General features: G+C 35.3%; 9 protein-coding genes. All 9 read left to right on the top strand.

What is annotated here, in order from left to right; genetic code table 11:
* Positions 1-225 (top strand): hypothetical protein (locus tag MWU32_RS03015; RefSeq protein ID WP_246937656.1); only part of this gene is annotated, 225 nt, incomplete at its 5' end.
* A 486-nt stretch (positions 226-711) separates the two neighbouring features.
* The gene (locus tag MWU32_RS03020; protein WP_246937658.1) at positions 712-2214 is read left to right on the top strand and encodes a sodium-dependent transporter; all 1503 of its coding nucleotides are present in this window, start codon (positions 712-714) and stop codon (positions 2212-2214) included.
* A gap of 1003 nt (positions 2215-3217) precedes the next feature.
* Positions 3218-5089, top strand: a complete 1872-nt coding sequence (locus MWU32_RS03025) for a DUF885 family protein (RefSeq protein WP_246937661.1) — start codon at positions 3218-3220, stop codon at positions 5087-5089.
* Positions 5090-5229: 140 nt separating this feature from the next.
* Positions 5230-5358: a hypothetical protein gene (locus MWU32_RS05390; RefSeq protein WP_262914702.1), complete on the top strand. Its 129-nt coding sequence runs from the start codon at positions 5230-5232 to the stop codon at positions 5356-5358.
* A gap of 508 nt (positions 5359-5866) precedes the next feature.
* The gene (locus MWU32_RS03030) at positions 5867-8146 is read left to right on the top strand and encodes a S9 family peptidase (protein ID WP_246937663.1); all 2280 of its coding nucleotides are present in this window, start codon (positions 5867-5869) and stop codon (positions 8144-8146) included.
* Positions 8147-8287: 141 nt separating this feature from the next.
* Positions 8288-8485, top strand: a complete 198-nt coding sequence (locus tag MWU32_RS03035) for a hypothetical protein (RefSeq protein ID WP_246937665.1) — start codon at positions 8288-8290, stop codon at positions 8483-8485.
* A gap of 33 nt (positions 8486-8518) precedes the next feature.
* Positions 8519-11710 carry a SusC/RagA family TonB-linked outer membrane protein gene (locus MWU32_RS03040; RefSeq protein WP_246937667.1) on the top strand — a complete coding sequence of 1064 codons (3192 nt, stop codon included), beginning with the start codon at positions 8519-8521 and terminating at the stop codon, positions 11708-11710.
* A 12-nt stretch (positions 11711-11722) separates the two neighbouring features.
* Positions 11723-13162, top strand: a complete 1440-nt coding sequence (locus MWU32_RS03045; protein WP_246937670.1) for a SusD/RagB family nutrient-binding outer membrane lipoprotein — start codon at positions 11723-11725, stop codon at positions 13160-13162.
* Positions 13163-13335: 173 nt separating this feature from the next.
* Positions 13336-14867: amidohydrolase family protein (locus MWU32_RS03050; RefSeq protein ID WP_246937672.1), on the top strand; the 1532-nt coding region annotated here is incomplete at its 3' end.

The following is a 14867-nucleotide window of genomic DNA, read 5'->3' on the forward strand; positions in this document are numbered from 1 at the left end:
TTTCATATGGGTCTTCACGTAGAAAAGATAAAAGTGCTTGAAACACCTGAAACCGCTCAACTGGAAAATAACCGCTATCGTTATTATCTCGCTCTGGGACATAACGGGAGGGCGTTTGGGCTTGTTGCCGATAAGGGATTTGTCGACCACTTCGGAATATTCCCTGCAAAATTCATCGACGATACAAAAAATTTCAGTAACTTTAGAATAGATTATCATGGATAGGTTTTTAGATTAACAAATTGAATTTCAACACTTTAATTTACTAAAAATCTATCTTTTTTTATACAAAAAAATCAAATATTATCAATCGAACTCAGGTTAATAGGTTTTCCGGCCCAACCTATTCCAAAATCTAATTTATTTTTTTTGACAACGAAAAAGTTATTCGCAAATTTTACATTTGATCCAACTCAACCTTCAAGCTTCCATGCACTGGCTACCGTGATAAATGGATTCAATCGCTTTGCCCGTTAATTGAAATCTTACAATTCCTGTATTAACGAATAAGTAATACAAATAATGTTTTTCAAAACTGACAGAAAATTCCAAAACATGTTTTTCATCTTTTTTCCGTAGACTTACAGATGAAGTGTTAATATAGTGACACCATCGGGTAATATAGTCTTCGATGTTTATATGCGAATAGTTTAGATTTATCGATCAATTAAACATTAAATCGCAACTCTAAAGCTTTAATACAAGGAATAAATGTCAAAAACTTCGAAAAACAGCGACCAACGATTTTCCTCTCAGTGGGGTTTCTTATTAAGCGCTCTCGGTATTGCCATAGGAACTGGAAATGTTTGGAGATTTCCGAGAATAGTCGCTCAAAGCGCGAGTGAACAGGGTGGTGGGGCTTTTGTTATAGTTTGGATCCTTTTTCTTTTTCTTTGGAGTATTCCGTTAATTATCGGAGAATATGCATTGGGGATCAATAGTCGAAAGGGTGTAATTGGATCTGTAATAGCTACAGCAGGAAAGAAATTTGCTTGGATGGGTTCTTTTATGACCTTTGTTACTACAGCGATTACTTTTTTTTATTCCGTTATTGTTGGCTGGTGTTTGTTTTATTTTTGCCATTCGATATTTAATGACCTGCCTACTTCTACCGAAATGGCCATGTCTACTTGGAATACATACCAATCTGGGGGATGGCCTCTTGTATCGCATGCCGTTGTAATGCTTTTGGGTGGGTTGGCGATTTGGAAAGGGGTAAAAGGTATTGAACGTATAAATAAATTTTTGATTCCTGTTTTATTGCTAATCATCTTTATCGCTTTAGTGCGATCTTTGACTTTGAAAGGGTCTATGGAAGGTATACGTTACCTGTTTACCGTCGATTGGCGTCAGTTTAAGGATCCTAATCTGTGGGTCGCCGCCTTAACTCAAAATGCATGGGATACGGGAGCGGGATGGGGCATGTTTATAACTTATGGTGCCTACATGCAGATGCGCTTCGGTATTGTAAAAAACGCATTGTTTACTGGGATGGGAAATAATATTATTTCTCTTGTTTCTGGCATTATGATTTTTGGAACTTGCTTTGCAATTATGGGGTTGGATTTGGGCAGTTCTAAAGTTGAGATTTTGGACGTCATGAAAAATAGTGGTCCTGCCTCAACAGGTCTCACCTTTATTTGGATTCCACAGCTATTCGAGAAGATTCTTTTTGGAAAAATTCTGACGATATTTTTCTTTCTTGGTCTAACCTTGGCTGGATTTACATCTCTAATGTCGCAATTGGAACTAACAGTTAGGACTTTTATCGATGGAGGTATGAGAAGACCTACTGCCATCCTCCTGCTTATTGTAGTAAGTTATCTTTTTGGGATTCCTTCAGCTATGAACCTGGATATTCTCGCCAATCAAGATTTCGTTTGGGGACTTGCCCTTCTTTTATCTGGCGGATTTTTTGCTTTTGTCGTCATTCGGTTCAAGGCGTCCAGGGTTAGAAGTGAAATATTGGATAGAAACCCTAAGGATATTAAACCTGGAAAACTATGGGATTTAATTATTACTTATTTTATTCCTATAGCGTCTATATTGCTTTTGTCTTGGTGGCTTATAAATGACGGAATGACAGAGGAGTGGTATAACCCATTTGCCACATCCAGTCTTATGACGTCCATTCTACAATGGGGAATCAGTATTTTAGTTTTGATATTAATTAATAAATGGATTGTGCGAAAGACAGGGGATAATAATTCATGAGCTCTTAAATTGGGATTTTCAAATAGTATGATCTCACGGCTAGAGCAATATCCATTGATATACCCTTAAATTATAACCCCTTGATAAGAGAAGCATAATCCAAAATGATGTTAAGGAATAAAGAAAGTGATTAATCTATATATTGTGATTTTCTTAATACATTCTTTTGCTTGAAATAGAGGATTCACACCAAAAATCCGAGTTTTTGATTCTGCTTGCCTTTTGTCTTTATATGGATAATTACTTAAGGTTTAATCATGATTTAAAAGAACGTATTGGTACTTTTTGGAGGTTAAAAGTGGTCCATTATTCCTCTATTCTTCTAAACGCAAATTTCACTTTGAAGCTTAAAATTGTCTGCTACTGTTGAGCAATGGTTTTTATAGATATGTTGGATTGGAACCAATCAGGCCCATTGATTTTCACGAAGTTTATAGGGTGATCCTTCAATAGTAAAATTTTTGGATAGTCGGTCCATTTACTGTGAGGATGGTAATTAATCGGACAAAGTCACACGTTCGAAGCTCTTTTGGTCTTTCCTCTTGCCTGAAATTTACTGGAAATAACGTTTTGGATCATCAGCGGTTTCGAGTTCCCATCTTTTGGAAAGCATATTTTAATTTTAACTTTAAGTAAAGATTAACACTATCTTATCCATGTATTGTACTTTGTTATCCAAGTGGATTAATTTGATTAATTATAAGAATAATTTTTAATATGTTTAATGGAGAATTTAAAAATGTCACAAAACTAGTTATTTATATTTATGGAGAAAAACAACACTTACAAGAACCACAAATCTAACATAAAGTCAGGACTGAGAGTTAGACTTTTTCCTAAACCCTCCCTCTATTTTTCATTTTAGAGGCAAAAGAATTTTGATAGTTATTCTATCATTATTTATTGGCAGGTGATTTATGCACATAACGGTAAAGAATGACTAAGGATTCCAAAAATTAACATTTAAGAGCAAGAAAATTTTTAATCATAAAATAAACAACTTATGCATCACATAGATAAAAAAGACAGTTTCAACTCTACCATTAAAAATGGATTGTTTCCCATTTTAGTATTGTTTTTTATGGGAGTACATCTCGTAAATGCTCAAGTAAAATTAGATCCGTCATGGGCACAGGACCCACCTAACTTTAACACTCTAATAAACTTTGCAAAACAGGAGAGTGAAATGAGAACTGTACTGACTCGTTATTCAGAGGATTTAAACGCATTTAAAAGGCGATATCCAGTGCCATATTCACCTGTTCGGCAGGCTCGATTGAATAAATTCTTTACGGAATGGAAAGATAATCTGCAAACAATTCCATTCGATAATTTGTCTGAAGAAGGTAAAATTGATTACATATTGTTGAGACATGCTCTTGAATACGAATTAGAACGCTTGAAGTTAGAAAATCGCAATTGGAAGGAATTTGCAACGTTGGTGCCTTTTTCTGACGATTTACGCCTTTTACAAGAAGAAAGATTTAACAGGAAATATATCGAAAATCCTATGCTAACTGCTGGTACTTTAGATAAAGCTGCAGATACGATTGATGAACTTATTGCAGATATAAATGAAAAAGCCAAAAAATCAGGTTCTTTGGCTACAATACCAGGAGTTTCTAAGGCTGTAGCGCTACGAACTGCCGATTATATAGATCAACTTTCGAATATTATTGTGGATTGGAATAAATTTTATGATGGGTATGATCCGGAATACAATTTCTGGGTTCGGACACCGTATAAAAGATTACAGAATTCAATGTCTGAGTATAGAGATGTTATTTTACGTAAAATTGTAGGGATGGATCCTAAGAATGCCAATTCAGGTCCAATATTCGGAGATCCAGTGGGTGCAGAAGGTTTAAAGGCCGACTTAGCACATGAGATGATTCCTTATAGCCCACAAGAATTAATAGCTATTGGGAAAAAGGAATTTGAATGGACCGTACAAAAATTTAAAGAAGTTTCTAATGCAATGGGATTTGGTGATGACTGGCACAAAGCTTTAGAGCATACTAAAAATCAAGCACCACCCCCAGGAAAAGTAGTTAATGCTCTATATGATATTGCAGATTATTCCTTCGATTATATTAAAAATTTAGACAACATTACTTTGCCTTCTTTGGAATTTGAGATATGGCGATTAAGAATGCGCTCGGTTGATGAACAGCTTTTTGCTCCTTTCTTCTTAGGAGGAGAATATACAAGTGCCTCTTATCCAATGGAACAGATGGATCATAAATTTAAGTTGATGAGTATGAGGGGAAATACATCACATTTTAACTTTCCAACCGTTCAACATGAGTTGATCCCAGGGCACTATCATCAAGGTTTTGTACGGTCCCGTTTCAATACTGCGAGAAATCGGGTTGCTGGAACTCCGTTTTGGCATGAAGGAAATGCCTTTTATTGGGAAACTTTATTATGGGATAAAGGAGATTTTGCCAGAAGTAATGAAGATAAAATGGGAATGCTGTTTTGGAGACTACATCGAGCTGGTCGAATCATATTCTCTTTGAATTTTCATTTAGGAAACTGGACGCCTCAAGAATGTGTAGATTACTTAGTTAATGAGGTGAGGCATGAGCGTTCAAATGCTGAAGGAGAGGTAAGAAGATCCTTTGCCAATCCGTATTACGCAACTCTTCCATTATATCAACTTGCTTATATGACCGGTGCTTTGCAGCATAGAGCATTATATCAAGAACTTGTTGTTGAAAAAGGTATGCCTGCCAAAGAATTTCATGATGCTATATTAATCGGAGGTAGTATGCCAATTGAAATGGTTAGAGCGAGAATATTAGGTTTGAAACTTACAAGAGATTATAAGACTCAATGGCGATGGGAAGGTGACGTTCTAAAAAAGAAATAATTGCCAAATAGTTTGTTTTATATAATGTCTAATTATCGATTTTAGTTGACATTAAATTTATAATCCTTTGTCAATACCTTGTTTTTATTCAATGGGATTTATTCACTACTAATCGGAATAAACTTTATGATAAATTAAAGATGAGAAGATTCTGCTTAATCCCAATGATCTCGAAGGTAAATGAATTGAATTCATTTATTAATCCTCAAACAGGTAAAGGTAGTTGGTTAAACACTTCTGCTTTGGCAACGAAGGAAGTTGATTCTTAGAGAACCCATGCAGATTTAAAAAAAGAAATAAGTGGAAAACCCGCTCTTACACATATAAATTGAAAACCTGGAAATTCCAGTAAGAGCATTTAGTGTTTAGGGAAAGACCTTGATTGAATTATTTTTATCGAATGACTACAAATGGAATGATAAAAACGTTTTAATTAAAACAACTTCTATTTTATGCGACGGGATTTATTTTGAATTTAGTTACAAAATAATTATCAGTCAAAATTACATTGTTTTTGTGAAAGAATATAACGTATACGAAAGATGGCTAAAGCTCATGAAGTTGCATAATTAGATTAGGTTGGTTTTGAAACTGAAATGTTGAATATCCTATTATTGAAAATTAATATTGCACAAATTTTCAGGATGAAAAATTAATTCCAAATTAACATCTATTTTTAGTTAATTGCGTGTACAGGATAAAATAGTATTATAATGTGATAAGAAATGAGAAAGTGGTCTCAGTCATTGGGTTTATTTTTGAGTAAATAAAAAAGGAATGAAAAGATTTTATTTAAATTTCATTTTAGTTTTGATAATTCTTTGCTGCGTAAAGATGACAGCCCAAGGCACTATCCAGGAGTATTTAAATTCTAATTCAGTTGACACTTTATTTGCAAATAAAGTATTTAATTCTCCAACCAATTTTAATTGGACAAGGGATAATTTGTTGTGGTACGTAAATAATAATCGTAAGGGCAATGAGTATCTTTTGGTGTCTCCTAAAGAAAAAAACCAGAAATTAGCATTTGACCATGCTCAACTAGCTGAATCACTTTCTTCATTATTAGGGAAGAATTTCTCACCTGGCAATTTGGATTTAAAAAATCTTAAATTCAGTCAAGACTTTTCCTCACTAACCTTTACTTGTGAAGGTGTAATTATTTCTGCAAATCTTGATAATTACGAATTAAAAAAAGAGGGAATTGAAAAAAGTGAAAATGTGCATAGGCAGCTTTGGCCGAGTTTTCAAAATGAGTCAAAGAAGGATTCAATAGAATCACCCGATAAAGCTCACCTAGCCTACATAAAAAACACTAACCTGTATGTCATAGATAATAATACTTTAGAAGAAAGGCAGTTGAGTTTTGATGGTAATAACGGTAATTTCTACTCATCAAATATCTATTGGTCACCGGATAGTAAAAAGATCGTTGCCTATAAATTACGGCCGAGGCAAGAACATAAAGTTTATTATGTGGAATCTAGCCCGTCAGACCAACTTCAACCTAAATTGATTTCTAGAGATTACTTGAAACCTGGAGACGAATTGGATTTTAAGAGTCCACAGCTTTTTAATATTAGGACAAACCAGCACATTGAGATTCCAACTGAGCTTTTTCAGGAACAGTATAATCTTTCTAGTTTTGCATGGAAAGGTGACGGCAGCCGTTTTACTTTTGAGTACAACCAACGTGGGCATCAAAAATATCGTATCCTCAGCATAGATGCTGATACAGGCAAAATTTCTGTTGTTATAGAGGAGTCCAGCCCAACATTTATAGATTATAGTGGTAAAAAATTCCGTCATGATAATAAAAATGGCGACATCATTTGGGCTTCAGAACGTGATGGTTGGAATCATTTGTATCTTTTTGATAAGACTGGAAAAATTAAAAATCAAATAACTAAAGGTAAATGGCCATTGCGAAAAGTTATTAAGGTTGATGAAGAAAATAAACAAATATATTTCACGGCGAGTGGAATCGACAATGACCAAGATCCCTATTTCATTCATTATTTCAGAATCGATTTTGATGGTGGAAATCTCATAAGGTTTACTAAAGAAAACGGAAATCATATGGTAGTTTTTTCTTCTGATTATCGGTATTATGTGGACCAATACTCGAGAGTCGATATGCCTCCAATAACATTATTGAAGGATACGAAAACCCAAAAAACCATTATGGAGTTACAAAGCTCTGATTATTCAGATTTGTTAGAAACTGGCTGGCAGGCTCCAGAGCCATTTATGGCGAAAGGAAGGGACGGTGAAACTGATATTTGGGGGGTGATCGTAAGACCAACCACTTTTGATTCTAATAAAAACTATCCCATTATTGAATATATTTATGCAGGACCACATGATTCTTTCGTTCCAAAAGATTTCAGCTCCTTTTATTTAGGGATGACTTCGTTAGCGGAGTTGGGTTTTATTGTCGTCAAAATTGATGGAATGGGCACTTCCAACCGTTCTAAAAAATTTCATGATGTAGCCTGGAAAAACCTTAAAGACGCAGGGTTTCCTGATAGGAAGCTTTGGATAAAGGCAGCTTCTAAGAAATATCCATACATGGATTTAGATAAAGTAGGAATCCATGGTAGATCTGCTGGAGGACAAAGCTCAAGTGGAGCTTTGATTTTTAATTCGGATTTTTATGATGTAGCTGTATCCTCATCAGGGTGTCATGATAACCGGATGGATAAAATTTGGTGGAATGAACAATGGATGGGGTATCCCATAGGGCCTCATTATGCTGAAAGTTCGAACATAGAAAATGCTGCAAAATTAAAAGGTAACTTGCTATTGATTGTGGGAGAACTTGATACCAATGTTGACCCAGCCTCTACCTTTCAATTTGTAGATGCCTTGATAAAGGCAAAAAAGGATTTTGAGCTTATAGTTCGACCTGGTGTAGGGCATTCGGCTGGTAACGACGAATATGATATTCAAAAACGAAAAGACTTTTTTGTCAAACATTTAATGGGAATACAGCCTCCGAGTTGGGATGAAATTTATTTAAAGAAAGACCAAGCTCTCAGGAGCAATAGTAATTGAGTTGTAGTCACCAATATTCAAAATAAATCTTGCCATCTTAATTTTGAATTTTTTGTAATAAGAACATTTTTATCACAAATATATTGTAAACAATTAAAACTTAAGAATCTTAAAATCTTCAATAACTTAAAATTAGATAAAATGAAAGTTAAACTCTACTACTTAATTGCAATCGTTGTTTTGGCTCCACTGATGGGTGTCCAAGCTCAAATATACGATGACCCTTTGATAAATAGTGTACTCTTTGTTCCTTATGCCGAAATGTCGGATTCATTGATTAATTGTCAAGAGGGTTATAAATCTATACCGATAGCAAATATTATTCAATCCTCTTTGTGATTAAGATTAAAAATTTTACTAAACATATATATTATGAATATAACATACTCTTTTAAAAATATTATTACATTTCTTGCTATTTGGATTGGTGTTCTTTCATATGCACAAGAAATTAAAGTAACCGGAAAGGTTATAGATGACAATGGTCCCTTGCCAGGTGTAAATATTCAGGTTAAGGGAACATCGGCAGGAACCATGACAGATTTCGATGGAAATTTCGAGATTACAACAGATTCCAACGCAGTTTTATTGATTAGTTCTATGGGATTTGTCACCCAAGAAATAAAAATAAATAATCGATCCAGTATAACAGTTACGATGGTACAAGATATTCAGTCATTAGATGCTGTTGTTGTTACTGCACTTGGTATATCGAGGGAAAAGAAATCCTTAGGATATGCAACTCAAGAATTAGATGGAGACGAAATTAATAGAGCAAATCAAGCTAGTGTTGCCAATGCCATCTCCGGGAAAGTTGCTGGAGTTCAGATTAGAAGAAATACTAATTTAGGAGGTTCTACTAACGTAATTATACGTGGTAATACTTCGCTGACTGGTGATAATCAGGCGCTTTGGATAGTTGATGGGGTTCCAGTGGATAATACAAATAATTCTTCAGGAAACAATAGTTATGATTATGGGAATGCAGGTGCTGATATTGATCCTGAAGATATAGAGTCGATGAATGTTTTAAAGGGTGCAGCGGCAACTGCCTTGTATGGATCTAGGGCGGCCAATGGAGCTATTGTTATCACAACAAAAAGTGGTAAAGGTAGAAAAGGCATAGGAATTACCGTAAGCTCTGGCGTTATGATTAGCACTATTGATAAGTCTACTTTTCCTATGCATCAACAAGAGTATGGTGGAGGTTATGGTGCTGTGAATGGACCTAATGGTGACAGCTATTTTAATATGGCGGATATGGATGGGGATGGAGTTTTAGATTTAATCGCCCCCTATAATCAATATGGCGGATGGGGAGCGGCATATGATCCAAATTTGCTGGTTTATCAATGGAATTCAGTATACCCAGAATCTCCGAATTATGGTGTGCCAACACCTTGGGTAAAACCGGAACATGGTGCAATCTATATGTTTGATAGCCCTGTAACTTTATCCAATAGTGTCTCGTTATCAGGTAATTCTGAGGATGCGAATTATAGATTATCCTATTCCAATTTTAATCAAGATGGTATTGTTCCAAACAGTAATGTCAAAAGAGATAACTTCTCTTTAAATTCTACTTTTAATTTGTCGGAGAAATTAACAGCTACTGCTGGTGCCAACTATGTGAAAACCACTGTAAAAGGTCGTTCTAAAGGTGGTCTGGGAGGAAGTTATACTAATATTTTTACTAATCTGAGACAATATACCCAGCCAAGTATCGACTATAAACAGTTGAAGGAATTATACGACATGACGGGTAAGAACCAGAGCCCATACCCTGGCGGTTCTATAGATAATCCGTATTTTATTATGGATCAAAACGCATCGGATTCTAGAAATAGATTTATTGGTAATGCCTCATTAAAATATACTTTAACTGACTGGATTGATGTCACCGGTCGTGTATCATTAGATACTTATACGTATTTGCAAGAGGAAAGACTTAGGAAAATTATTAGAAACCCATCACTATACAGTGCTAGAAATATCTTTTTTGAGGAAGTAAATTATGATCTAATGTTAAACTTCAAAAAGAATTTAGGGGATCGATTTAATATTAGTGGTGTAGTTGGGACTAATATTCGAAGAAACATGTTTAGATCTACATATAGTGAAACTAATAACGGATTAATTGTAGATGGTCTTTATTCTATTTCTAATTCAGTTGGAACTCCTCCCGCGGCTGTTGAAGCTTTAACAAAAGTTGGTGTAAATGGCTTATATGGTTTGGTCTCATTTGGATATGATAATTTTCTATTTTTAGATATTACAGGTAGAAATGATTGGTCTTCTACATTGCCAGCAGATAATAATTCCTTTTTCTATCCATCAATAGCCACTAGTTTTATTTTTTCGCAGTTTATAGAAAGTGATATTCTTTCATTTGGTAAATTAAGATTAAATTACGCTGAAGTGGGTAACAGTGCACCTGCACATAGTTTAATAGATGTTTTGGATAAACCGACTCCCTTTGGTTCTACTCAGCTTTATTCGGTTAATTCTACTAAAAACAATCCCTATCTAAAACCTGAAAATACTAAGAGCATTGAAGCAGGAATTGAAACTTCGTTTTTTAGAAAAAGAATTGAATTCAATCTTTCTGTTTATAAAACGAATACTGAAAATCAAATTATGCCAGTTGCAATTACACCGGCTTCTGGGTATTCTCGTCGCTATGTAAATGCAGGAGAGGTTGAAAATAAAGGAATAGAACTATTATTATCTGGTTCGCCAATAAAAACAAATGACTTTCAATGGAAAGCAACTTTAAACTGGGCTACTAACAAAAGTAAAATTGTTTCTCTATACGAAGGCGTGGACAATTTACAACTTTACGCCACAGGTTCCCATAACGTTACTATAAATGCTCGAATTGGAGAACCTTATGGAATTTTTTATGGTTCTAATTTCGAATATTTAAATGGAGAAAAAGTTGTAAATCAAACAACTGGTTACTATGAGAAAACACCTACTTCTGATCAGAAGATCGGAAAAATGCTACCGGACTGGAATGGTGGATTCAATAATAGCTTTGAATATAAAAATTTAGGTCTAAGCTTTTTAATTGATTTCCAAAAAGGTGGAGATATTTTCTCCAGTGATATGGCTGTTGGCAGCAGGAATGGTCTTTATAATAATACCACAGGTTTAAACGAATTAGGCAATCCAGTAAGAAGCCCAGTTGCTGACGGAGGAGGTTTGATTTTAGAGGGGGTTGCTCCAGATGGTACAAAAAATAACTTTCGATCTAGTTTTATAAATCGTAACCATGCATTAGGCCATCCAACTGCACCAGATGCAATGTTTATTTATGATGCTTCCTATATAAAATTGAGAGAATTAGTTTTGTTTTATAAAGTGCCAACTAAATGGCTTAAAAATTTATCCATACAAGGAGTGGAACTGTCATTAATAGGAACAAACCTCTGGATAATTCACAAGAACATTCCTCATGCTGATCCTGAAGCTGGACTGATCTCAGGGAATGTTCAAGGACATCATCAAGGTGTTTATCCTTCTACCAAGGATATTGGATTCAATGTTAAATTTCAATTTTAAAAAATATTAAATATGAAAAATATTATAAATAAATCACTGTTTTTAGTAGTTATACTATTGTGCAGTTCTTGTATGAATGAAGGTTTAGAGTCTCTTAATGAGGATACTAAAAATGCTACTGTAGCTGATCCCGGTGGTTTTTTTGCGAATGCTACAGTAAGCCTTGCTGCCAATATTAATGGATTACCTTACAGAGCTACTGGACCTGGTATTACCAGATTATGGGTACAACATTTTACTTCCGTGACATATTTAGAGGGTGTCACTTATATTCCGGAATATTCTTGGGCTGAATTGTATAGGGATGTTTTGAATGATTTGAATGAAAGCTCAAATATTCTTGCGGGAACAGTAGCATCTAATTCAGGCGAGGAAAAGGTTATAAAAAATCAACAAGCAATGATTGAAATCCTAAAAGTTTATGCCTACTCAAACTTGGTGGAGTCTTACGGAAATATTCCATATTCTGAAGCGTTAGATTTTAATAATGCTCTTCCAAAATATGATGACGCAAAAACTGTCTACTTAGACTTAATTGACAGATTAACTTCTGCAATTAATAATATTGATAGTAGTGTTGCTGGGTTTGGTTCCTCTGATTTGATCTATGATGGACAAGCAATCAAGTGGATTAAATTTGGAAATTCTTTAAAGTTAAGAATGGGGATGAGAATTATGGATGTCTTACCACAAATTGGATCTGAAATTATTTTAGAAGCCTCCACTTTGTTAATAGAATCAAATGATGATAATGCAACCTTTCGTTATTTATCCGAATACCCTAATACTAGCCCTTGGTATAATTTCACCGTTAGACAAGGATTAAAATATTTTGTGGGTACAAATACTTTTATTGATAAATTGAATGATTTAGATGATCCACGAAGATCTGTGTTTTTTACGCCAACTTCTGACGGAACTTTTAAAGGCGCTCAATATGGTGTCACTCAAGATTATTATTCATTTTCTAAACAGGGTCAATATTTCGACGAACCAGAATTAGCTACTATTTTTATCGATTTTGCTCAGGTTGAATTTTTATTGGCTGAGGCGGCAGAAAGAGGGGTGCCTGGAATAACGAATCCTGAGAATCATTATAATAATGCTATTAGGGCATCACTTGAATATTATAACATTCCCAATGCAGAGATCCAGAACTATCTTGCTCAACCAAGTGTTGCATACTCCACCGCGCAAGGTACTTGGAAAGAGAAAATTGGAATGCAGAAATGGATTGCACTTTTTAACCAAGGTTTTGAAGCATGGACAGAATACAGGCGCCTAGATTATCCTGAACTAAGTGCGCCGGTAGAGGCTGAATCAGATATTGTTCCCTTAAGATTTTTATATCCTATTAGCGAACATACTCAAAATGGAAGTAGTTATGAAGCGGCTGCTGCTGCAATTGGTGGTGATAATTATTCTACAAAGTTATTTTGGGATGTTGAATAAAAGCCAATATTCTACTTAAAGAAAGGTTCGATAAATAAAGCTTTTAAATAACCTTAAGTTGTTCGCTTATATGGTGGAAATCTTTATGTGAAGTAGACTTGCAAAAATCTTTAAGAATAACATGTTTTTAATTAATTCAAGAATTAAACATTATAATCTATAATTCTAAATCTATGAAATTTAATATACTAATAATTATTGCCGTTTTGTCCTCCTCTCTGATGTTCGCCCAGATCGAAAAAGCACCTGATAGACAAGAAGGTGAGGGGCCTTGGTCACAATTGATTATCAGAGGAGCAACGCTAATCAATGGTACCTTGGCGCCCCCGATGGGACCTGTAGATATTGTCGTAGAAAACAATCGTATCGTAGATGTCCGAGTCGTTGGTTATCCAGGAGTTCCTATCAAAGAAGGAAGGAGACCAGTTTTAAAAGCTGGAGGAAAAGAATTAAATGCAGAAGGAATGTACATTATGCCTGGTTTTGTAGATAGCCATGCGCACATTGGAGGCAAATCTCAAGGAACACCGGCAGAATACGTCTATAAATTATGGATGGGCCATGGCATTACCACGATTGTGGATCCAAGTAGTGGGAATGGTATTGCTTGGACTCTGGAAGAAAAAATGAGAAGTGAAAAAAATGAAATAACCGCACCAAGAATAAAAGCCTATACGTCATTTGGACAGAATAGCAAAAGCCCTATTGCTACCGATCAGCAGGCAAGGGAATGGGTGCGGAACAATGCCAAACTTGGAGCCGATGGCATCAAATTCTTTGGAGCGACACCCGTAGTGATGGCTGCGGCGTTGGATGAAAACAAGAAATTAGGGTTACGCTCAAAAATGCATCATTCACAAACCTATGTGGGGAGTTGGAATGTGTTGCATAGTGCAAGGTCAGGACTAACTTCTATGGAGCATTGGTATGGTTTGCCCGAGGCGCTATTTGATGATAGAACCGTTCAAGACTATTCATTGGAATATAATTATCAAAATGAGCAGGATCGTTTTGGAGAAGCTGGGCAGTTGTGGAAACAAGCAGCAGCACCTAATAGCAAAAAATATAACGATGTTATGGATGAGCTCCTGGCTCTTGATTTTACTTTGACACCCACCTTTGTTATTTATGAAGCCAATAGAGATTTAGCCCGGGCACGTCTAGCCGAATACCATCAAGAATTTACGCTTCCAAGCTTATGGGATTTTTATGCCCCTAGCCGCGAGTCTCATGGTTCGTATTGGCTTAATTGGGGAACTGAACAAGAGATCGAGTGGAAGGCCAATTATAAACTTTGGATGAATTTTGTCAATGATTATAAAAATAGGGGTGGAAGAGTAACAGTAGGTACTGATGCAGGGTTTATTTACGAACTCTATGGCTTTTCATATCCTCGTGAAATGGAACTTTTACGTGAAGCAGGATTTCATCCATTGGAGGTCATAAAAGCAGCGACTTTAAATGGTGCAGAAGCATTGGGTATGGAAAATGACATTGGATCTATTGAAGTAGGTAAATTGGCAGATTTTGTCATTGTAGAAGAAAATCCATTGGAAAATTTTCAAACGCTTTATGGAACAGGTGCTATTAGAATAACTGAAAATAATGAGGTCGTTCGAGTGGGAGGCGTAAAATACACCATTAAGGACGGCATTATTTATGATGCCAAGAAACTATTGTCTGATGTCAAGGAAATGGTCAGAAA

It is taken from the genome of Gelidibacter sp. F63206, from assembly GCF_023015735.1.

Coding starts and splice junctions, on each gene's coding strand:
- MWU32_RS03035 (WP_246937665.1), top strand. CDS start 8,288: ATGAAAGTTAAACTCTACTACTTAATTGCAATCGTTGTTTTGGCTCCA.
- MWU32_RS03030 (WP_246937663.1), top strand. CDS start 5,867: ATGAAAAGATTTTATTTAAATTTCATTTTAGTTTTGATAATTCTTTGC.
- MWU32_RS03045 (WP_246937670.1), top strand. CDS start 11,723: ATGAAAAATATTATAAATAAATCACTGTTTTTAGTAGTTATACTATTG.
- MWU32_RS03025 (WP_246937661.1), top strand. CDS start 3,218: ATGCATCACATAGATAAAAAAGACAGTTTCAACTCTACCATTAAAAAT.
- MWU32_RS03020 (WP_246937658.1), top strand. CDS start 712: ATGTCAAAAACTTCGAAAAACAGCGACCAACGATTTTCCTCTCAGTGG.
- MWU32_RS03040 (WP_246937667.1), top strand. CDS start 8,519: ATGAATATAACATACTCTTTTAAAAATATTATTACATTTCTTGCTATT.
- MWU32_RS05390 (WP_262914702.1), top strand. CDS start 5,230: ATGAGAAGATTCTGCTTAATCCCAATGATCTCGAAGGTAAATGAATTG.